Raw genomic sequence first — 20,270 nt, forward strand, 5'->3', positions numbered from 1 at the left:
GATTTTTAACTGATCCACCGCATTCGCGAGCAAGCCCGCTCCCACAGTTTTAACCGAGTACGACACACCCAACCGGTCGGCTCTAAGGCCGCCGCGCTCTTGCTTTTGATCTGGGGTCGCCCCGTCAAACACGCTGGCCGAACCTAGGCGAGGCACCGAGTGGTGGGGCAAGAGCCCTTTTGCTTACTTTTGGGTCCTTCCAAAAGTGAGTCGCTGTAAGAGCGAAACCATAAGTGGCCGTTACCGCAGCAATGGATATGTACACCGAAACACCGCCATCGGGAGCAAGCCCCCTCCCACATTCAAACCAGGTTCGACCATAGATCTAGATCGCCTCAAGGCCTGATCGCCGCCTCAACCCGCGCAATATACGTATCAAACCGCCCCACCAAATCCACCTGCTCCGGAAACCGCAACCACTGCACCTGCAACCCATCCATCATCGCCAAAATCTCCTCCACCAACCCGGCAAGATCCACATCCCCCCGCACCTCCCCCGCCGCCACCAGTTCAGCAAACTGCCCCTGCATACGCTGATGAATCGCCGCATACCGCGCCTGGAACCAGCCCCACGCCGGGTGGGTGTCCAGCAAACTCTCGGCATTCAAAATGGTAAACGCCCGCACAACACCCGGCGCCGTAGCATTCGAGCGGTTGATGGCGCGCAGGCTGCCGAGCAAACCATTCAAGGATTTTTCCGCGCGTACCTCATCGGCAATCCGCTGATTGACCTCATCGCGACGCTGCAACACCCCCATCAACAGCGAGATCTTGCTGGGAAAATGATGCAGCAGGCCCGCCACGGAGATGCCCACAATCGCCGCCACCTGGGCCATGGAGGCGCCGCTGTAGCCTTCCAGGGAAAACACCTGCAAGGCCGCATCCAGCAGCTCTTCACGGCGTTTTTCACCCTTGGGTGCGCGGCGGGTTTTGGGGGTGGGTTCGGTCATGGGTCAGTCCTTGAGCTTTCCCGTTCGATCAGTCGGCAGTCCAACAGGTTCAACCGTTGTACTTCATCCTCAACCGGCAGCACCCCCAGGCTTTCCAACACGCGGGTGGCCGCCAGCACACCGATCTCCAGGGCCGGTGGCTTGATGGTGCTCAGGCTGGGCAGCAGCATTTCGGCAAACGGGTAGTCGCCAAAGCCCAGCACCGCGCAATCCTGGGGGATGTTCAAACCGGCGCGCTGCCCGGCCAGCAAGCCACCGGCAGCCAGGTTGTCATTGGCGAAGAAGATCGCATCCGGCGGTGTGGCGTGGCTCATCAGCGCTTGCATGGCCTGCTTGCCGGCTTCGAACGGCGCACTGTCGGCATCCGGGACGAATACCCAAGGCTCTACACCCAGCGCGGTGAGCGTGGCGGCAAACCCCTCGCCGCGCTCCATCGCGCTGAAGTCCCCCACCGCACTGTTCTGCACAAACGCGATGCGCCGATAGCCCTGCCCATGCAGATAACGCGCGGCGGTGACGCCCACCTCGTAGTGGGAAAAACCGATCTGCAACGGCTCGCGCTCAGGCACGTAGTCCCAGGTTTCCACCACCGGGATATCGGCGTCGGCAATCATCTTTTCGGTGGCCGCACTGTGAAAGCGGCTGGTCAGCACCAGCGCCGCCGGTGACCAACCCAGGAACGCACGCACCGCGCTTTCTTCCTGCTCGGCACTGAAGTAACTGGAGGCCAGCAACAGCTGATAACCATGGCGACTGAGGGTGTCACTGAAGCCCTGGATGGTATTGGCAAAGATCGGCCCGGAGATGTTCGGGATCACCATCGCCACGATACGCCCGCGCGCCGAGGCCAGCCCCCCCGCCACCAGGTTGGGCACGTAGCCCAATTCGGCCACCACCTGGGCGATGCGCTCGCGACGCTCAGGGGAAACCTGCTCGGGCTGGTTGAAATAACGCGACACGGTAATGGCCGACACCCCAGCCTCGCGCGCCACGGTATTGAGAGTGACGCGCCCGGCGCCACGGCGTTTGCGCGGTTTGTCTTGGCTCACGGCAGAATCCTGTTAACAACGAAAAGGAATATAGGACTAATTTTTCAGTATTTGACGTTCTAAACCTGGCCCCACAATAATGCCGATGTTAGCGCTAACAAAGCGCTCTGTCTGCTACTCGCTCAAGCGAATGCCAGAGACCGATACACAGGCGTTGCCGTCGCAGAACGGTAACGGTTCAGGGCATTTTTTTCGAGCGGGCACAGCATGCACAACTTCCAGCGCACTACCTTATTGATCTTGGCCGGGCTGACTGCCCTGCCCGCCTTTGCGGCCGATGAGCAGGAGCCGACGCTCAAATCCGTGACCGTCACCGCCACCCGCCGCGAGGAGTCGCTGCAAAAAGTCCCGGTCGCCGTTTCGGTGCTCGATGGCGAACAACTGGAACGCGACAACCGTAACGGCGTGGCCAGTATTGCCCAACAGGTGCCGTCGCTGAACTTCCGCACCGGCGCCTCGAACAAGGACACCTCGCTGTTCGTGCGCGGCGTGGGCACTATCTCCACCTCCCCTGGCGTGGAGCCAACGGTGGCCACGGTGATCGACGGCGTAGTCTATGCCCGCCCAGGCCAGGCCACCCTCGACCTGCTGGACCTGGAACGCATCGAAGTGCTGCGCGGCCCCCAGGGCACACTGTTTGGCAAGAACGCCTCGGCCGGTGTGCTGAACATCACCAGCAAGGCGCCCACGGCCGAGACCCACGGCTATATCGACCAGTCCTACTACAGCGGCAATGAAAGCCGCACCCGTTTCGGCATCGGCGGCAGCCTGGTGCCCGGCGTGCTCAAGGGCTCGGTCAGCACCCTGTTCGGCAGCTATGACGGCAACGTCGATAACAAACACAATGGGCAAGAGGTCAATGGCTACAACCACAAGGGCATTCGCGGCAAGTTGGAGTTCACCCCCAACGACGACCTGAAGCTGACCCTGATCGGCGACTACATGCAGTCCCACGACGATGCGCCCAATGGCGTGGTGAGCAAGTCCCTCACCCCGGCGTTCGCCAACGCACTGAACCCGGTGCGCGGCTCCAGCGACAACCGCGACATCAACACCGACACCCGCAGCCATGTGCAAGACACCAACAAAGGCCTGTCGGCGCAGTTGGACTGGAACCTCGGCGACTACACCCTCACCTCCATCACCGCCTGGCGCGGCTGGGACAACACCCAGTACCAGGACGGCGACCGCCTGGGCACCGTGACCGCCGCGTTCCCCGGCACTGCCGACAAGGGCCAGCTTGAGTTCAACCAATATTCCCAGGAGCTGCGCCTGGCCTCCCCCAAGGGTGAGTTTTTGGAGTACGTCGGCGGCCTGTTCTACATGCACGGCAAGGACGAAGAAACCTACCAACGCACGCTGACCACCACCACCCGCACCGACCGTGGCATTGCCGACTACAGCACCACCAACGACAGCTACGCGGTGTTTGGCGAGACCACACTGAACTTCACCTCGCGCTTTCGCGGCATCGCCGGCTTGCGCTACACCCACGACGACCTGAAATACGATCACCGCCGCGTTTCCACCTCGGCCGCCACGGTCAGCGGCATTCAACCGGCCACGTCCAGCTCGGGCTCGGTGGATGAAGACGGTTGGTCCGGCCGCCTGGGCGTGCAGTACGACATCACCGACAACGTCACCAGCTACCTCACCTACTCCCGTGGCTACAAAGGCCCGGCGTACAACGTGTTCTTCAACATGCAGCCGCGTGACACCGACGCCCTCAAGCCCGAGACCTCCAACACCTGGGAAGCCGGGATCAAGGCCACCGCCTGGAACAACCGCCTGACCACCAACCTGGCGGTATTCCACAGCGACTACGACAACTACCAGGCCAACTTCTTCGACACTGTGGCCGGCCAAGTGGTGACGCGCCTGATCAACGCCGGCAGCGTCAGCACCGAAGGCGTCGAGCTCGATTACGCCTTGCAGGCCACCCAGCAACTGAAACTGTCCGGCGCCCTGGCCTACACCCGTGCGCGCATCGACGAGTTCGCCTGCCCAGCCGGTGCGGCGGCAACGTGCAACGTGAATGGCAAGCCGTTACCCTTCAGCCCGGACTGGAAAAGCTACGTACGCGCCGACTACAGCATCCCCCTGGATAACGGCCTGGACATCGAACTGGGCACCGACTACAGCTGGCAGAGCGAAGTGCAGTACGACATCAGCCAGAACGTCGACACCAAGCAAGGCGCCTACGGCATCTGGAACGCCAGCGTGGCCCTGGCCGACTACAGCAACGGCTGGCGTGTCGCATTGTTGGCCAAGAACCTTGCCGACAAGTCCTACTCGCCGCTGCTGGCCAGCGGTGGCAACTACATCTACCGCGCCGTGCCCCGTGACGATGAACGTTACTTCGGCGTGCAACTGCGCAAGGATTTCTAGCATGAGCCGTCAACTCAAACTCGGCGCCTTTCTCATGGCCACCGGTCACCACGTCGCCGCCTGGCGCCACCCGGATGTGCCGGCCAATGCCGGGCTGGATTTCGCCCAGTACAAGCACCTGGCGCGGGTTGCCGAAGCGGCGAAGTTCGATGCGCTGTTCGTGGCCGACAGCATTGCCGCCGCCACGGGGGAGATCGCCAGCCATATGGCGCGTTCGGACCATTTCGAGCCGCTGACCTTGCTGTCGGCGCTCAGTGCAGTGACCGATAATATCGGCCTGATCGCCACGGCCACCACCACCTACAACGAGCCCTACCATGTGGCCCGCAAATTTGCCTCGCTGGATCACTTGTCCGGCGGACGTGCGGGCTGGAACCTGGTGACTTCGGACGCTGCCGCCGAAGCGCAGAATTTTGGCCGTGATGAACACCTGGGCCATGGCGAGCGCTACAGCCGCGCCCGCGAGTTTCACCAGGTGGTCACCGGTTTGTGGGACAGCTGGGAAGACGACGCTTTTGTGCGCGACAAGGCCAGCGGCAACTACTACGACCCGGCCAAGCTGCATGTGCTGGACCATGTGGGCGAACACTTTCGCGTCAAAGGCCCGCTGAACGTGGCGCGCTCCCCCCAGGGCCAGCCGGTGATCGTGCAGGCTGGGTCGTCGGAAACTGGCCGTGAATTGGCGGCGCAAACCGCCGAGGTGGTGTTTACCGCGCAGACGTCGCTGGAGAGTGCCCAGGGGTTTTATGCCGATCTCAAGGGGCGCTTGGCCCGTTATGGCCGTGAAGCGGATTCGCTGAAAATCATGCCAGGGGTGTTTGTGGTGGTCGGGCAGACCGAGACTGAGGCGCAGGCCAAGTTCGAGGCATTCCAGGACCTGGTGCAGCCAGAAGTCGGCGTGGCCTTGCTGGGGCGCATGCTGGGCAATTTCGACTTGTCTGGCTACCCGCTGGACGGGCCGCTGCCAGAGCTGCCGCTGACCGACAGCGGCCAACGCAGCCGCCAGCAATTGCTCAGTGACTTGGCCCACCGCGAAAACCTGACCCTGGCCCAATTGGGTCGGCGCATCGCCGGTGGGCGTGGGCACTACAGCCTGATTGGCACCCCAGGGCAGATCGCCGATGAGTTGCAACGTTGGTTCGAAAACGGCGCGGCCGATGGCTTTAATATCCTGGTGCCCCACCTGCCCGGCGGGCTGGAAGACTTCGCCCAGTGGGTGGTGCCCGAACTGCAACGACGCGGACTGTTCCGCACTGAATACACGGGCTCCACCCTGCGTGAAAACCTCGGTTTGGCGCGCCCGGAAAATCGCTATAAAAAGGACAAGGCATGAAGATTCCAGCGCTGTTACTGGCCCTGTTGGCCGTTTCCCAAACCGCCCTGGCGGCCGACCCCGCCAGCCTGCGCATTGGCTACCAGAAAGGCTCCATCGCCCTGGTGCTGGCCAAGGAACATGGGCTGCTGGAAAAACGCTTCCCAAAAACCAATGTGAAGTGGATCGAATTCCCCGCCGGCCCGCAGATGCTCGAAGCACTGAACGTCGGCGCCCTGGACGTGGGTTCCACCGGTGACATCCCACCGCTGTTCGCCCAGGCCGCTGGCGCAGACCTGGTGTACATCGGCGCCGAGCCGCCCAAGCCCAGCGCCGAAACCATCCTGGTGCGCAACGACAGCCCGCTGCACTCGGTAGCGGACCTGAAGGGCAAGAAAGTCGCGTTCCAGAAAGGCTCCAGTTCCCACAACCTGATCCTGCGGGCCCTGAACAAAGCCGGCTTGAGCTACAAGGACATCCAACCGGTGTACCTGCCCCCGGCCGATGCGCGTGCTGCGTTCGAGCAAGGCAGCGTGGATGCCTGGGCGATCTGGGAACCCTACTCGTCCCTGGCCTTGAGCCAGAGCCCAAGCCATGTGCTGGCCAATGGCGAAGGGTTGGGGTTATCGGGGCCGGTGTACACCGCGCGGCGCGACTATGCCAAAACCTATGGGACGTTTGTGCATGACTTGCTGGATGAACTTACTGCGGCAGAAGCGCTGACCCGCAGCCAGCGGGAAGACAGTTTGAAAGTACTGACCGCATTCATGGGGCTGCCTGCCGATGTGGTTACGCGCTACATGGACAACCGCCCGCCTTCGCCGATCCTGCCGATTGACGACAAGATCATCCAGGCGCAGCAGGCGACGGCGGATTTGTTCTACCAGAACAAGTTGCTGCCCAAGGCCATTGACGTCAACCAGGCCGTGTGGAGATCAGAAGCCAACTGAGAGCTAAATGTGGGAGGGGGCTTGCCCCCGATGAGGGGATATCAGTTGATACATCTGTGACTGACACTCCCTCATCGGGAGCAAGCCCCCTCCCACATTTGAACTTCATCAGGCTTGAGTGCAGAGTAACCCCCCTGCCACCTTTTGAACTCCGTCAGACGTGAGGGCGGGTGCTTTTCTCGATCAGGCACATGGGGGTTCCGGCAATCGGCTCTTGCATCACCTGCACCTGCACATCAAACACCTGCCGCATCAACTCTGCACTGATCACCGCCCCCGGCGCGCCATCGGCCACCAGCTTGCCGCCGTGCATCACCGCCAGGTGATCGGCATACCGGCAGGCTTGGTTGATATCGTGCAACACCGTTATCACGGTCTTGCCCTCTGCCGCCAACTCGCCCATCAAGTCGAGCAGTTCAACCTGATGGCTGATGTCCAGGTAAGTGGTGGGCTCATCCAGCAGCACCACCGGCGCATTCTGCGCCAGCACCATCGCCAGCCAGGCCCGTTGGCGCTGGCCGCCGGACAAATCCGCCAGGGCCCGATCAGCCAACACGTCCAACTCCAGACGCTGCATGGCCTGGGTCACATGGGCCTGATCACTGCCACTCAAGCGCCCCCACAACGAGTTGTGCGGGCTGCGCCCATAGGCGACCAACTGGCGCACGCTGACGCCTTCCGGCACGGGCAGCACTTGGGGCAGAAACGCGATCTGCCGCGCCAATTGGCGGGCGCTCAGGTTGGCGTAGGCCTGGCCGTCCAGGGTCAATTCCCCCTGGGTCGGCTTGAGGATGCGCGCAAAGGCCTTGAGCAGGGTGGACTTGCCGCAGCCGTTCGGGCCGATCAACGCGGTGACCTTCCCCGCCGGCGGGGTAAACGACAACCCTTGCACGATGCGCGTGGCGCCGTAGCCAATATCGAGCTGATGTGCCTGCAAAATACTCATGTGATCAGCCCTTGAACCGTGCCAGCAACCAAAGAAAATACGGCGCGCCGATCACCGCTGTGAGCACCCCGGCGGGGATCTCGCTGGGGGCGATCAACGTGCGCCCGAGGGTGTCGGCCAGCACCAGCAACAGTGCGCCGATCAACATAGCGGCCGGTAATAGAAACTGGTGATGCCCGCCCACCAGGCGGCGTGCCATATGCGGTGCAACCAACCCGATAAACCCAATCGGCCCGATCACGCCAACGCCCAGGCTGGTGAGCAACACCGCGCACGCCATCGCCAGCCAGCGCGTGCGGTTTAGCGCCGTGCCCAGGCTATGGGCGGCTTCGTCGCCGAGGGCGATCAGGTTCAGCGGTTTGGCCAGGCACAGGCCCAGCGGGATCAGTAGCAAAAACGGCAACACCAGCGCCACATGGTGCCAGTTGCGGCTCCACAGGCTGCCGGTCAGCGCCAGCAGTGCGGTGTTGATATCCAGCGGGTGGGACAGGATCAGAAATTCGGTGACGCTGGACAAGGTCACCGCAATCGCCACCCCCGACAACGCAAAGCGCACCCCGGAAAAACTCACGCCGGTGTTGTACAGCGCCAGCAGTAATGCACCACCGGCACCGCCCAGGCACGCCACCAGGGGCAGCCAGGCAATCGGCAACTGCGGCCAACTGATGATCGCCACGGTCAGCGCCAAACCGGCGCCTTGGGTTACACCAAGGATTTCCGGCGAGGCCAGCGGGTTGCGGATCACTCCCTGCACAATCGCCCCGGCCAGGCCGAAGGCGCAACCGGCCAGGATCGCGATCAGGCTGCGAGGCAACCGGTGGTTCCACACTTCGAAGTCGAGGGCGTCGTGGGCCAGCAAACGGTCCACGACTGTGGCGGGTTTGAGCCACAACGTGCCGGCACTCAGGCTGATAAACGTGGCCAGCAGCAGCAAACCAAGCAGCAGCCACAGGCGCAAACGGGGGCGGATCATAGGGCGCGCCTGGCAAGAAAGAGGAAGAACGGCGCGCCAATCAGCGCGGTGACCACACCGGCCGGTGTCTCTACCGGGAACGCCACGGCGCGGCTGAGCAGGTCGGCGCCCAGTACGATCACCGCGCCCAATGCCGCACTCAACGGGATCAGCCAGCGGTAGTCGTTGCCCAGGAACTGGCGCAGGATGTTCGGCGCGATCAGCCCGACAAAGCCAATCGGCCCCACTGCGCAAACGCTCGCCCCCACCAGCAACAGGCTGGCGATAAACACCTGCAAGCGCAGGCTGGCGATGCCCACACCCAGGGAGCGTGCAGCGTCTTCGCCAAGGTTGATCAGGTTCAGGCGCGGCGCGCACCACAGCGCCCACAGGCCGCCGATCAGGGTGCACGGCCACAGCAGCTGCACCTGTGCTGCCCCCACATTGGCCAGGGAACCGGCCAGCCAGTTGAGTACGCTTTGCGCCTGGGCTTCGACCAGAATCACCGTGAGGCGGGTCAAGGCCGCGCACAGCGCCGCCACGGCGACACCGGCCAGCACCAGGCGGCCTTGGGCAGTGGTCGGCGACCAGGCGCCGCCCAGGCTGAACACGGTGACCCAGGCCAGCCCGCCGCCCAGGCAGGTCATCAGCAACGCGCCACCGGCGAACGGCGGTGCGACCAACCCAGTGGAGAACAACGCCAACCCCAGCGCCGCCCCCGCCGTCACACCAAACAACGACGGCGACGCCAGACGGTTGCGGGTAATGCCCTGCATCAACGCACCGGCCAGGCCCAGGCAGGCACCGACCAATGCCGCGCACACTGCACGGGGCACGCGCAACTGGGCGACGATGTAGGCCATATTGCCGCCCACGCTGCCCTGATGCACCAGGCCGTTCCACGCGTCTGTCGCCGTAATGGTGAACGGCGACCAGCTGTACAGCGCGAACCAGAACAACACCGCCCCCAGCAGCACAATGCCGAGGGCAGCCACACTGCGCTGCACGCTTATTGGCTCAGTACGGCTTTGCCGCCTTTAAGAATCGCCAGGGCATCTTCGGCGATCTGCTCCGAAGCCAGCACACCCCGGTTGCGCGCCCAGCTGTCGCCATCCACTTCGGCCACATGCTGGTTGCGTACGGCGCCGAGCACTTGCCACAGTGGCTGCTTGCTCCAGGTGTCGACGATGCTCGGGCGGCGGTAGTGGCCCACCAGCAACCAGCCGGGGTCCAGCGCCAGCAGTTGCTCCAGGCTGACGAATTCGGTGGGCGCGGCGTTGGCCCGCACGCTCGGTACTTTCAGGCCGATGGCTTGCAGCACGCTGCCGGCATAGGAGTCCGGGCCGTGCACGGAGAAGCTGTCTTCACGGGCAACACCGAACAACACGCTGGCGCCAGCGGGAATCTGCAGGGCGATGGCCTTGAGGTTCTCGCGGTTTTTCTGGATGCGCGCTTGCATTTGCGGGCTCTTGCCCAGGGCCTTGCCGATCAGCTCGGCGGACTTGAGGCTGCCCTCATAGTTCTCACCCCGCGACGGCAGCAACAGGGTCGGCGCGATGCTTGCCAGGTCGCTGTACAAGGCCTGGTGACGGTTGAGGTCGGCCACGATCAGGTCCGGCTTGAGCCGGGCGATTTCCTCGATGCTTGGCTGGGAGCGCAGGCCCACCGACTTCCACTGGCCGATAGCCTGGCGTACACGGGGCAATACGCGGTTGGCGTCGCCATCATCGGCGGCGCCGACCGGGGTCACATCAACGGCGGCGAGGCTGTCGAGAAAGGAAAACTCCAACACCACTACGCGCTTGGGCGCATCCGGCAGATGCACCGAGTGTTGGCCGTCGTTGAGGTCGATGGGGGCAGCGCTCAGCACGCTTGAAGAGAACGCCAGCACACAGGCGGCCAGGGTGGGGATAGAGCGCAGCAATCGCATGACGTGGACCTCGGCGTTGAAACACCCAGGCTAGACAGGCCTGGGAAAACGGCGGGTACTATTCCACATCGGGGCGATGTGATCAAAAAACATTCTCATTGGGGTGATAAAGCGATAGCTGACACTGCTGGGTAAATGTGGGAGGGGGCTTGCTCCCGATAGCGGTGGGTCAGTCACTTTATCTGTGGCTGATCCACCGCTATCGGGAGCAAGCCCCCTCCCACACAAATCTGTACACACAGTGAGATCGGCGTCTGGTTAGAAATCCACGGTGGCCGAGAGCAGGTAGGTACGCGGTGTGGCCAGGGTCAGGCCCGGCTCGCTGTCATCCGAGGCGCCGGCCGAGCTCCAGTAGCGCTTGTCCGCCACGTTCTCCACATTTGCCCGCAGGGTGACGTTCTTGTCGTCCACTTTGAAGGCATAGCGTGCGCCAACGTCGATGCGGTTCCAGGCGTCGATCTCCTTAACGTTGGACTGGTCCAGATACTGCGAGCTGGAGTGGATGCCACGGCTGGTGAGCGTCAGGCCTTCCAGGCCCGGCACGTCCCATTCGGCACCCAGGTTGACGTTGTACTTGGGGGTGGCCGGTGCGCGGTTGCCGTCCCAGGCGCCGTTGGTGGTGTCTTTGAGTTTGCTGTCGATATACATCACGCCGCCGAGCAGACGCACGCCCTTGAGCGGTTCGCCGAACGCACTCAGTTCCACACCGGTGTTCTGGCGCTTGCCGTTGGGGCCGAACAGCACCGTGGTGGCATTGGTTTCATAGGCCGGCTGCTTGATGCGGAACACGGCGGCGGTGACGGCGAAGGCACCGGCGTCGTACTTGGCACCCACTTCTACCTGGCGGCTGATGAAGGGCGGGAAGATCTGGTCTTCGTTGCGCGAGGTGGACGGCGCGATCTTGCCCTGGCTCAGGCCTTCCATGTAGTTGGCGTACAGCGACAGCTTGTCGGTGGCCTTGAACAGCAGGCCGCCGGAGGGCGAGACTTTTTCTTCGTCGTAGCCGGTGTCGCCTTTGATGCCGTTGTTCCAGTCCGTCACCTTGACCCGCTGCCAGCGTGCGCCAAGGGTCAGTAGCAGACGGTCGTCGAAGAAGCCCAGGGTGTCGGACAAGGCCACGCCGCTGAATTTGTTCTCGGTGTACACCTTGGCGTCCTGGCGGGTGGCCGTGGTCGGCGTGGGGGTTTGCACCGGGTCATACAGGTTATTGCCGTTCACCGTCGCGTAACGGGCGCCGCCGTTGGTGAAGTCCATGTCGAAGTAGCTGGCGGCCAGGTTGACCTCATGGCTCACCGAGCCGGTATGGAACCAGTTGCGCACACCGGCGTTGTAGGTGCGTACGTTTTCGTCCCGGGTAAAGTCCCGCGGCGACACACTGAAATTGCCCGCGGCGTTGGTCACCGAGACCGCATGGCGCAGGAACTCGTGGTTGCTTTTACGCGCACCGAAACCGCCGTACAGCATCACGTCATCGCTTACATCATATTCAGCGTTGAACGTGCCGAAGGTGTCCTTGGTGCGGGCTTTGCTCCAGGATTGCGCATAGTTGCGGCGCACGTCGTTGGCGCTGGGCACAGGCGCAGCGGCCGCGACCTGCACACGTTCCTGGGGCGCATCGGTGTCACGTTCGGTGTGGCCAATATCGGTGGACAGGCGCAGGCGCTCGCCACGGAAGTCCAGGCCCAGCACCGCCATTTCGCGGTCAACGCTCTGGTGGTCCCAGGTGGTATCGCCAGACTGCTTAACGCCGTTGAAGCGGATGCCGAATTTATTGTCTTCGCCGAAACGTCGGCCCACATCCACCGCGCCACCGGCCTGGCTGTCGGAGGCCCAGGTGCCGGTGAACGAGTTGATGTCCTTGTCGGTGGCACGCTTGGGCACCACGTTGATCCCGCCGCCCACGCTGCCACGGGGCGAGATGCCGTTGATCAACTGGGTGGGGCCTTTGAAGATATCGACGCGGTCGGCCATTTCCATGTCGATGGTGTAGGTCGGCAGCACGCCGTACAGGCCGTTATAAGACACATCACTGTTGAACAGGCTGAACCCACGGATGGTGAACTGCTCGTAACGCCCACCGGCAGGGTTGGTGGCGCGCACCGAGGGGTCGCTGGCGATCAGGTCGCCGAGGGTGCGGGCCTGCTGGTTTTTCACCGTTTCCTGGGTGTAGGTGGTCATGCTGAACGGCGTTTCCATAAAGTCCCGCGTGCCCAACAGGCCTTGGGAGCCACGCCGCGCCACTTGGCCCCCGGCATAGGTATCGCCGTCGTACAGACCGGTGGTGCCAAGGATCGAAGTGGGCGCCAGTTCCAGGCTGCTGCCCTCCGGCACCGGCACCAACCTGTAGGCCTGCTCGCCCATGGGTTGCAGTTGCAGGCCGGAGCCTTGCAGCAGGCGCGCAAAGCCCTCTTCCACGCCGAACTCACCGGACAGGCCACTGCTGCTGCGCCCACTGACCAACGCCGGGTCCACCGACAGATTGACCCCCGCCAAACCGGCAAACCGGGTCAGCGCTGCGCTCAGGCTGCCGGCCGGCACCTGGTAGCTGCGGCGGGCGTCATCGGCATAGCTGACGGACGCGAAAAACGGGCTGGCGCTGAGGCTCAGCAGCAGGCTCAGTTTGAGCAAGGGGCGGACTACGGGCATTGGAGGAAGCTCTCGATTTTGTTCACTTACCTGGAATGACCGGTGAAGCAAAAAAAAGGGACAGGCTTTTTGATTTATTTTTCACCGCCGCCAAATACCTCGCGTTGTTGCGCGGCCATTTCCAGCAGCGCGTCCACCACCACCCGCACCTTGGGTTGCACGTAGCGGGTATGAGGCCAGATCACGTGGATCGGCATGGTCGCCCCCGCGCAGTCGTCGAGCACCGTCACCAAGGCGCCACTGCGCAAGTGTTCGGCCACCAACCAGGTGGGCAATTGGCACAGGCCGCCACCGTCGAGGGTGGCACGCAACATCATCTCGCCGTCGCCGAACTCATGGCGCACGCGTATTTCCTGCTCGTGCACGCTGCCTTTGGCGTTTTTCAGCAGCCAGCGCTTACGCAGCCCGACACGCCAGCCGATGATGCAATCGTGGGTCAGCAAATCGGCCGGGCTCAGCAGGGGCGGCGCCTTGCTCAGGTACTGTGGCGCAGTGCAGATCACCAGGCGTTGCTCACCGAGGCGGCGAGCGACCAACTCGGGGTCATCCTTGAGTTCACCGATCCGCACCGCCAGGTCGATGCCGTCGTTGACCATATCGACCTTGCGCTCGCCAAACGTGAGGGTCAGGTCCAGTTGCGCATACCGACCGGCCAAGGTGATCAGCAGCGGCGCGATATGCCGACGGCCAAACGCGGCGGGCAGGTCGATCCGCACGCGGCCCTTGGGCTGGGCGACACCGCTGAGGAAACTGCCCTCGACGCCGCGCAACTCCTCCATCACCCGCAGGCAACTGGCCAGGTAAACCTCGCCCTCGTGGGTCAGGCTCAGCTTGCGCGTGCTGCGGTGCAGCAACTGGATGCCCAGGCGCTTCTCCAGCCGCGTGACGCTCTTGCCCACCGCTGAGCTGGTGACCCCCAGTTGCAAGGCCGCAGCAGTAAAGCTGCCCAGTTGGGCAGCCAGGATAAATTCAGGGATGCCATCAAATTGAAGGGTTTCCATCGCTGCCGCCCCACAGAAAACCTCGATTCTAGCCTGACAGGATGAACTGAACGTACTTTTCCCGAATTATTCCAACCGCCACGCTGGAATAAGCTAGGTGCCACTGTTCAATGACCACCCCAGCGAGGTCCCATGACCGCCGATCTAAACCGCCTTGTCAGCCTGGAAGCGATTCGCAACCTGCGCCTGCGCTACTGCCATCATCTCGACGCCAACCGCATGGATGCGCTGGCGCAGTTATTTACCGAAGACGCCATTTGCCAGGTCGACCGCGCCGGCTGGACCGGCCGCGACGCCATCAAGGCGGGCTTGTCCCAGGCCTTTCGTGATTTTGATACCGAGCAACGCGGCGAGTACCCCTTCCTGCATGCGGTGTCCAACCATTGGATCGAGTTCCTCGACGAAGACCACGCCGAGGGCCGCTGCTACCTGACCGACTTCGTCACCCAGCGCCCGGCCGGGGACAGCCCCTTACTGCTGCTTGGCCTGTACGTCGATGAATACCGCCGCGTACAGGGCCAATGGCTGATCAGCCGCACGCGCCTGGACGTGGTGTGGCCCGCACGTTCCTGAACCCTCATCACTGGCGGAGAATCCCCATGAGTACCCTATTCAAGCCCTACGACCTTGCCGGCACCCCGCTGGCCAACCGCGTGGTCATGGCCCCCATGACCCGCGCCCGTGCACAGGACGATATCCCGGATGAGCACACCGTTCTCTATTACGCCCAACGTGCCTCGGCCGGGCTGATCATCAGCGAAGGCGCGCCGATCTCCCGCGAGGGTTGCGGTTACCTGTTCAACCCTGGCTTGTACAACGACGCACAAACCCAGGGCTGGCGCCGGGTCACCGATGCCGTGCATGCCAAGGGCGGCAAGATCTTCGCGCAGTTGTGGCATGTGGGGCGCATGTCCCATGTGTCGATTCAGCCTGATGGGGGTGCGCCAGTATCATCGGTGGCGGTGGGCGCCGCCCGCTCGAATGCCTACGCCTGGGTCGCCGAAGGCCAGCCGGGGCCGGTGCAAGCCAGCACCCCGCGTGCACTTGAGACCCATGAAGTGCGCAGGGTGACGGCGGACTTTGTCGACGCCGCCCGCCGCGCCATGGAGGCGGGGTTTGACGGCATCGAATTGCATGGTGCCAACGGCTATCTGTTCGAACAGTTCCTGAACGGTGCACTCAACACCCGCACCGATGAGTACGGCGGCTCCATTGCCAACCGCCAGCGTTTGCTGCTGGAAACCCTCGATGCCCTGGCCGCCGAGATCGGCAGCACGCGGGTCGGCGTGCGCCTTTCGCCGTTCGGGCGTCTGTTTGATATGCACCCATACGCGCAGGAAGCCCAGGCGTGGTTGAGCCTGGCTGCGGCACTCAACGAGCGCAGCCTCGCCTATGTGCATTTGAGCGACCAACTGACCATTGGCGCCGAGGCGATCCCGGCCGGTTTCGCCACGCAGTTTCGTCAGGCCTACCGGGGCACGCTGATCGCGGCGGGCGGCTTCAACCGTGAATTGGCCGAAGTAGTACTGGAAAAAGGCGACCTGGACCTGGTGGCATTCGGTCGCCCGTTCATCGCCAACCCCGATTTGGTGGCGCGCATGCAGCACCACTGGCCGCTGGCCGACGCTGATCGCGCCACGTTCTATGGCATCAACGGCAGCCCGACACGGGACTACACCGATTACCCGACGGCAACCGTCACACCGGTACGTGCAACCCGACCTTGACTCGATCCAGCGCCACCAGCGTCTCCACATTGGGGAGAGGCGCGGCGGGATGAATGTAGTGAGCGGGCTTGCCCCGCGCCGGGGGGCAAGCCCGCTCACTACAAAAGCAAGTCCGCGCTCAGTTTTTTAAGCCCGATGGTGTTAAGGCTTCACCCCGCCACAGATCGCGGCTAACCTTGGTCACCGGCCAAGCCTGCGATCCGCGCTTGCCGAACATCATGATTTCGGAAGCTGCTGCCACCATGGATATTTCCTCGACTCCTCCCCCGCCCGCCAGCAACAAGGAAAATGCCGGTGGGCGCGTTCAGGTCATCGACCGTTCGATTGTGCTGTTGCGTACCCTCGCCAGCCTCAAGCATGGCGCCAGTGCGCTGGACCTGGCGCGACTGACCGGCATCGACCGCACTACCATCCACCGCTTGCTCAAGACCCTCACCCACTGGAGCCTGATCGAATCCCAGGGCGGTACCTATCGCATCGGCCCGGAGTGCCTGATTTATTCGGCGGCGTACCTTAATCGCCTGAACCTGCGCAAGATCGCCCTGCCCTACGCCATCGAGCTGCAACGGGTGATCGGCGAACGCCAAGCGATTGTGTCGCTGTCGGTGCCGGTGGGTGACCAAGTGGTGTTGATCGAACGGATGTGGACACCCACCACGCCCCTCAACGTGATTGTCGACCTGGCCGACCAGTTCCCCATCGACGGCAGCCCCAGCGGCCGTGCGGTGCTGGCCACCTACAGCGAAGCGGCGGCCCAGGCGATCCTCGGCGACGCGCGCTACGCCAAGGCGCGCCCGGCGCTGGAGTTGATCCGCAGCCAGCAGGACTTTGCGTTTGGCCATGGCGAGTTCAAACCGGGGCTGTCCTCGGTGGCGTTTCCGATTCGTGTGGAAGGCGGCCAGGCCATTGGCGCGGTGGTGGTTGCGGGCCTGGAGATGGAAGACGAAACCCATCCGGCCTCATCACTTGCCAGCCATGTGCGCCGCGCCTGTGAAGGCATTGCGGCGCAGTTGGGCAACCTTTAAGGCTGCAAACCCAACGCGGCGAGCAGGCGGTTTTTTTGCACCTTGCCGTAGTGGGAGCGCGGCAGCTCATCGATGAAGTAGACCCGGCGTGGCACCTTATAGCGCGACAGCCCGGTGCGGCAGTGGTCCATCAACTGTTGCGCCGAGAGTGGCTGGGAACCGTCCAGCACCACCGCTGCGCAGACTTGCTCGCCCCACTCCAGATCCGCCAGGCCGAATACGTGCACATCCTGCACGCCGGGATGGCTCATCAGGTTTTGTTCCACTTCGCCGGGCTGTACGGATTTGCCGCCGCTGCGGATGATGTCTTTGCAGCGCCCCAGCACGCGCAACAGCCCATCGCTGTCGATACGGCCAAGATCGCCGCTGCGCAACCAGCCGTTGTCCAGGGTCTTGGCGCTGAGGGCATCCAATTGCCAGTAGCCGCTCATCAATTGCGGGCCGCCCAGCAGGATCTCGCCCAGGCCATTGGCGTCTGGCTGGTGGATACGGATCGCGGCGCTGAACAGCGGGCGACCGACCACGCCTTCGCCACTGTCGCCAGTCGCGCGCACCGCTTGCATTTGCATGGGTGAGAGGTAGCAACTCCAGGGGGCTTCCGTCATGCCATAGAGCACGCCGATGCGCTCGGCGAACAGGCTGCACGAGCCTTCCAGTACCTCGCCGGTCAACGCGGCTGCGCCCACATCGAGGCTCTTGAACAGGGGCAGATCGGCGGGCGCCGAGCCGGTTTCGCGCAACAAACGCAGCAGTTGGGTCGGCACCAAAGAGCTGAAGGCCACGCGGTATTCAGTGAGCTGGGCGATAAAGGTCTTGCCGTCGAAGCGCCCGCCCAACACCACTTGCCCGCCGCTGAGCACATGGGCGAGCACCGCCACCGCCGCAATTGGCCACAGCGGGCGCACGTTGAGCAGTACATCCCCCACCGCCGCGCCGCGGCCCATCACGATGTTCTGCAACACCGCGCACAGGCTGGCGTGCCGATGCATCACGGCCTTGGGCGTGCCGGTGGTGCCGCCGGTGTAGTTGAGCGAGGCCAAGGCTTGGGGCGATTGCGCCGGGCGCACCACGTTGTCGCCCGCCGCGCCTTGGGTGACGGCTTGCAGCGCCAGGGCTCGAATGCCCAGGCCTTGGGCGATGTCAGCGTAGGCCTCGGAAAACAGCAGCAAGGCCGCGCCCGCATCCTGCAACTGCGCCACCAGTTCGTGCGCCGACAGCGCCGGGTCCAGCGGCACCCGCACGCGGCCGGTGGCCATGCAGCCGTAGTCGGCCAGCAGATAGTCCACACTGGCGTCGGCCAGCAAGGCCACCCGTGCACCGGCCGGGATGTGCAGTTGATCCAACGCCTGGCCGACGCCGCTGAGGGCGCGATCCAGCTCGGCAAAGGTCAAGCTCCGTGAGCTGGCGGGTTCATGCAGGGCGATTCGGTCCGGCCACTTGAAAGCGGCCTGACTCAGCAGCGTACTGATATCCATGCTTACCACCCACTCAACACAATGCGCCCAGTCACCTGGCGTGACTCCAATAGGGCGTGGGCCTCAGCCACCTGGTGAAACGGCAGCACGCGGTCGATCAGCGGCTTGACCTGCCCACCCTTGATCAACGCCAGCGCCACGCGCACTTCTTCCAGGGTGGCGCTGCCCGAGCCCTGCACCCGCAGGCGGCGGCCAATCAACAGGCCGGGGTTGACCGGCACGGCGGCGGGCGCGACGTTGCCCAACACCACCACGCGACCGCCGAGGGCCATGCTACGCAGGGTATCTTCCAGGGTGCTGCCGAGGTTTTCCATGGCCACATCAACGCCGCGCTTACCGGTGAGCTTCCACACCTCGGCGCTGTAGCTGCCGCTGGCAACGATGACCTCATCGGCTCCCAGGCTGTGCAGGAACTCGCGTTTGCCAGCGCTGCCGGTGACCGCGATCACCCGCGCACCGAAGGCTTTGGCCAGTTGAATCTGATGTGCCCCCAGGCCGCCGCTGGCGCCGTTGATCAACACGCTTTCGCCAGGCTTGAGCGCCGCTTCGCCGTGCAGCGCACGCACGCTGGTACCGATGGGGCACGAAGCCAGTGCGGCCTGCACGTAACCCAGCCCTTCGGGCAGTTCAATCGCGGAAATCGCCGGCACCCGCAGGTATTGGGCATAGGCACCTTCGGTGTCCACCGAGGGCAGGCCGAGGGCCCGGCACAGGTCCTGGCGACCGCGCAGGCAGTCGCGGCACTGGCCGCAGAAACGCCGCTGATACACCACAACGCGAGCGCCAGTCGCCAGATGATGAACACCGGCGCCTACTTCGACCACTTCACCGGCCACTTCATGGCCCAGCACCACGCCCGTGTGCGCCCCCGGCAGATGCCCGGCGCGGTGCAGCAGGTCGTGATGACACACCCCGGCCGCCTCGACTTTGACCAGCACTTCACCCGCGCCAACCTGCGGGGTGGGCACCTCCTCAACCTGCAATTGCTCCGGTCCGCCGAAGGCTTTTAGAACGATGGCTTTCATTTTTTATAACCGTTTCTGACCCGATAAGAATATGTTCATATAACAAACATATTGTTTGCATTGTGCACATGCTTTAAGTTTTCCTCACTTTGACGCGGACCTCAAGGGGCAATCGCGTCTTTCTTTCACACCTGATGAAAAGCACTTCATGACAGTCGAATACCAAACAATGGGCGAAGGCATCCTGGTGGTTACCCTCAACCGCCAGGAACGTCTCAATGCGCTGGACAGCCAGGCCAAGCACGAGCTGGCCGAGGTGTGGCAACGCGCCCAACACGACAGCGCCGTGCGTGCCATCGTGCTGCGCGGCGCCGGTGAGCGGGCGTTTTGCGCCGGTTCCGACCTCAAGGAAATCGAAGCTACCGGCGAAACCGTCAGCAGCGACGTACTGGCCCGTGCCCTGCCCGGCGTCGGCAATGACCTGAGCAAACCGGTGATTGCCGCGTTGCACGGCCACACCCTGGGCTTGGGCATCAGCCTGGCGATTCACTGCGATTTCCGTATTGCCCACCACGACACGCGCTTTCACTTCCCGGAAGTGCAGCACGGCATGTTGTCCGGCTTCAGCGCGATCACCCTGCCCAGCCTGATCGGCGAAGCAGCGGCCCTGGATATCATGCTCAGCGCACGCAAGTTCGACGCCCAGGAGGCGCTGGCCATCGGCCTGGTCAACCAGGTGGTGGATGACGCCTACGCCAGTTCGCTGGAACTGGCCGCACGCCTGGCCAGCCACTCCGCCAAGGCGGTGGAGTGGACCAAGATGCTGCTGCTGGCCGAACGCAAAGGCCGCTTGATCCGGCAGATGGCACTGGTCGACCAGGCCCGCCAGGACGTGATGCTGGGGCGCTGACCCCTCCCCCATAACTAGAAACAGCCAACACCCAAGCCTCCCCA

The 20,270-nt window shown here is 63.5% G+C and carries 18 protein-coding genes; 7 read left to right on the plus strand and 11 right to left on the minus strand.

Translation table 11 applies throughout. The features are described from left to right. Positions 1-335: 335 nt before the first annotated feature. On the minus strand, positions 336-950 hold the full coding sequence (locus DYL59_RS25515; RefSeq protein WP_135291676.1) for a TetR/AcrR family transcriptional regulator: 615 nt from the start codon (positions 948-950) through the stop codon (positions 336-338). Continuing rightward, on the minus strand, positions 947-1,999 hold the full coding sequence (locus tag DYL59_RS25520; RefSeq protein ID WP_135291677.1) for a LacI family DNA-binding transcriptional regulator: 1,053 nt from the start codon (positions 1,997-1,999) through the stop codon (positions 947-949). The genes DYL59_RS25515 and DYL59_RS25520 overlap by 4 nt, the downstream gene beginning before the upstream one ends. Before the next feature lie 207 nt (positions 2,000-2,206). On the opposite strand from DYL59_RS25520, the gene DYL59_RS25525 reads away from it, so the two are divergent. Genes DYL59_RS25525 through DYL59_RS25535 form a run of 3 tightly spaced genes read left to right on the plus strand, consistent with a single transcriptional unit; the run spans position 2,207 to position 6,649 of the window. Beyond that, positions 2,207-4,387: a TonB-dependent receptor gene (locus tag DYL59_RS25525; RefSeq protein ID WP_135291678.1), complete on the plus strand. Its 2,181-nt coding sequence runs from the start codon at positions 2,207-2,209 to the stop codon at positions 4,385-4,387. 1 nt (position 4,388) lies between these two features. Next, a complete protein-coding gene (locus DYL59_RS25530) occupies positions 4,389-5,720 on the plus strand; it encodes an LLM class flavin-dependent oxidoreductase (RefSeq protein ID WP_135291679.1) in 1,332 nt (443 codons plus the stop codon). Then, a complete protein-coding gene (locus tag DYL59_RS25535; protein ID WP_135291680.1) occupies positions 5,717-6,649 on the plus strand; it encodes a sulfonate ABC transporter substrate-binding protein in 933 nt (310 codons plus the stop codon). Before DYL59_RS25530 ends, DYL59_RS25535 begins: the two co-directional genes overlap by 4 nt. Positions 6,650-6,803: 154 nt before the next feature. On the opposite strand, the gene fecE is transcribed toward DYL59_RS25535, so the two are convergent. The 6 genes from fecE to DYL59_RS25565 all read right to left on the minus strand — a co-directional run bounded on the left by fecE (position 6,804) and on the right by DYL59_RS25565 (position 14,124). After that, on the minus strand, positions 6,804-7,595 hold the full coding sequence (fecE, locus tag DYL59_RS25540; protein WP_135291681.1) for a Fe(3+) dicitrate ABC transporter ATP-binding protein FecE: 792 nt from the start codon (positions 7,593-7,595) through the stop codon (positions 6,804-6,806). Positions 7,596-7,599: 4 nt separating this feature from the next. Beyond that, complete coding sequence (locus DYL59_RS25545) at positions 7,600-8,568, minus strand: FecCD family ABC transporter permease (protein WP_135291682.1); 969 nt, start codon at positions 8,566-8,568, stop codon at positions 7,600-7,602. Further along, complete coding sequence (fecC, locus tag DYL59_RS25550) at positions 8,565-9,554, minus strand: iron-dicitrate ABC transporter permease FecC (RefSeq protein WP_167496716.1); 990 nt, start codon at positions 9,552-9,554, stop codon at positions 8,565-8,567. The genes DYL59_RS25545 and fecC overlap by 4 nt, the downstream gene beginning before the upstream one ends. A 2-nt stretch (positions 9,555-9,556) precedes the next feature. Next, on the minus strand, positions 9,557-10,477 hold the full coding sequence (locus DYL59_RS25555; RefSeq protein ID WP_135291683.1) for a Fe(3+) dicitrate ABC transporter substrate-binding protein FecB: 921 nt from the start codon (positions 10,475-10,477) through the stop codon (positions 9,557-9,559). Positions 10,478-10,735: 258 nt separating this feature from the next. Continuing rightward, positions 10,736-13,123, minus strand: a complete 2,388-nt coding sequence (locus DYL59_RS25560) for a TonB-dependent receptor (RefSeq protein WP_135291684.1) — start codon at positions 13,121-13,123, stop codon at positions 10,736-10,738. A 74-nt stretch (positions 13,124-13,197) separates the two neighbouring features. After that, complete coding sequence (locus DYL59_RS25565) at positions 13,198-14,124, minus strand: LysR family transcriptional regulator (RefSeq protein ID WP_135291685.1); 927 nt, start codon at positions 14,122-14,124, stop codon at positions 13,198-13,200. Positions 14,125-14,256: 132 nt separating this feature from the next. Between DYL59_RS25565 and DYL59_RS25570 the strand changes: the two genes are divergently transcribed. Both DYL59_RS25570 and DYL59_RS25575 read left to right on the plus strand, forming a co-directional pair. Then, positions 14,257-14,697, plus strand: coding sequence for a nuclear transport factor 2 family protein (locus tag DYL59_RS25570; protein WP_135291686.1), 441 nt, complete (start codon positions 14,257-14,259; stop codon positions 14,695-14,697). 26 nt (positions 14,698-14,723) lie between these two features. Next, the gene (locus DYL59_RS25575) at positions 14,724-15,851 is read left to right on the plus strand and encodes an alkene reductase (RefSeq protein WP_135291687.1); all 1,128 of its coding nucleotides are present in this window, start codon (positions 14,724-14,726) and stop codon (positions 15,849-15,851) included. Between the two features lie 118 nt (positions 15,852-15,969). Here the strand turns inward: DYL59_RS25575 and DYL59_RS31900 are convergent, their stop codons facing one another. Beyond that, positions 15,970-16,095 (minus strand): hypothetical protein, encoded by a 126-nt coding sequence (locus DYL59_RS31900; protein WP_272948899.1) that lies wholly within the window; start codon positions 16,093-16,095, stop codon positions 15,970-15,972. Between DYL59_RS31900 and DYL59_RS25580 the strand changes: the two genes are divergently transcribed. Continuing rightward, entirely contained in the window at positions 16,094-16,876 is a 783-nt protein-coding gene (locus tag DYL59_RS25580; RefSeq protein ID WP_135291688.1) for an IclR family transcriptional regulator, read from the plus strand. The two genes, DYL59_RS31900 and DYL59_RS25580, sit on opposite strands and share 2 nt — an antisense overlap. On the opposite strand, the gene DYL59_RS25585 is transcribed toward DYL59_RS25580, so the two are convergent. Beyond that, the gene (locus DYL59_RS25585) at positions 16,873-18,351 is read right to left on the minus strand and encodes a class I adenylate-forming enzyme family protein (protein ID WP_135291689.1); all 1,479 of its coding nucleotides are present in this window, start codon (positions 18,349-18,351) and stop codon (positions 16,873-16,875) included. The two genes, DYL59_RS25580 and DYL59_RS25585, sit on opposite strands and share 4 nt — an antisense overlap. A 2-nt stretch (positions 18,352-18,353) precedes the next feature. After that, positions 18,354-19,376: an alcohol dehydrogenase catalytic domain-containing protein gene (locus DYL59_RS25590; RefSeq protein ID WP_135291690.1), complete on the minus strand. Its 1,023-nt coding sequence runs from the start codon at positions 19,374-19,376 to the stop codon at positions 18,354-18,356. 148 nt (positions 19,377-19,524) lie between these two features. Here DYL59_RS25590 and DYL59_RS25595 point away from each other — a divergent pair, with 148 nt between their 5' ends. Further along, positions 19,525-20,226 carry an enoyl-CoA hydratase/isomerase family protein gene (locus DYL59_RS25595; RefSeq protein ID WP_135291691.1) on the plus strand — a complete coding sequence of 234 codons (702 nt, stop codon included), beginning with the start codon at positions 19,525-19,527 and terminating at the stop codon, positions 20,224-20,226. Positions 20,227-20,270 lie beyond the last annotated feature (44 nt).

This window comes from Pseudomonas kairouanensis (genome assembly GCF_004682055.1).
Lineage (GTDB): Bacteria > Pseudomonadota > Gammaproteobacteria > Pseudomonadales > Pseudomonadaceae > Aquipseudomonas > Aquipseudomonas kairouanensis.

Excerpts from the sequence above, each read along its gene's own strand:
- DYL59_RS25545 (WP_135291682.1), bottom strand. The coding sequence starts at position 8,568 with ATGATCCGCCCCCGTTTGCGCCTGTGGCTGCTGCTTGGTTTGCTGCTG.
- fecE (WP_135291681.1), bottom strand. The coding sequence starts at position 7,595 with ATGAGTATTTTGCAGGCACATCAGCTCGATATTGGCTACGGCGCCACG.
- DYL59_RS25585 (WP_135291689.1), bottom strand. The coding sequence starts at position 18,351 with ATGGATATCAGTACGCTGCTGAGTCAGGCCGCTTTCAAGTGGCCGGAC.
- DYL59_RS25555 (WP_135291683.1), bottom strand. The coding sequence starts at position 10,477 with ATGCGATTGCTGCGCTCTATCCCCACCCTGGCCGCCTGTGTGCTGGCG.
- DYL59_RS25530 (WP_135291679.1), top strand. The coding sequence starts at position 4,389 with ATGAGCCGTCAACTCAAACTCGGCGCCTTTCTCATGGCCACCGGTCAC.
- DYL59_RS25580 (WP_135291688.1), top strand. The coding sequence starts at position 16,094 with ATGGATATTTCCTCGACTCCTCCCCCGCCCGCCAGCAACAAGGAAAAT.
- DYL59_RS25565 (WP_135291685.1), bottom strand. The coding sequence starts at position 14,124 with ATGGAAACCCTTCAATTTGATGGCATCCCTGAATTTATCCTGGCTGCC.
- DYL59_RS25535 (WP_135291680.1), top strand. The coding sequence starts at position 5,717 with ATGAAGATTCCAGCGCTGTTACTGGCCCTGTTGGCCGTTTCCCAAACC.
- DYL59_RS31900 (WP_272948899.1), bottom strand. The coding sequence starts at position 16,095 with ATGGTGGCAGCAGCTTCCGAAATCATGATGTTCGGCAAGCGCGGATCG.
- DYL59_RS25590 (WP_135291690.1), bottom strand. The coding sequence starts at position 19,376 with ATGAAAGCCATCGTTCTAAAAGCCTTCGGCGGACCGGAGCAATTGCAG.
- DYL59_RS25570 (WP_135291686.1), top strand. The coding sequence starts at position 14,257 with ATGACCGCCGATCTAAACCGCCTTGTCAGCCTGGAAGCGATTCGCAAC.
- DYL59_RS25575 (WP_135291687.1), top strand. The coding sequence starts at position 14,724 with ATGAGTACCCTATTCAAGCCCTACGACCTTGCCGGCACCCCGCTGGCC.
- DYL59_RS25525 (WP_135291678.1), top strand. The coding sequence starts at position 2,207 with ATGCACAACTTCCAGCGCACTACCTTATTGATCTTGGCCGGGCTGACT.
- DYL59_RS25515 (WP_135291676.1), bottom strand. The coding sequence starts at position 950 with ATGACCGAACCCACCCCCAAAACCCGCCGCGCACCCAAGGGTGAAAAA.
- DYL59_RS25560 (WP_135291684.1), bottom strand. The coding sequence starts at position 13,123 with ATGCCCGTAGTCCGCCCCTTGCTCAAACTGAGCCTGCTGCTGAGCCTC.
- DYL59_RS25595 (WP_135291691.1), top strand. The coding sequence starts at position 19,525 with ATGACAGTCGAATACCAAACAATGGGCGAAGGCATCCTGGTGGTTACC.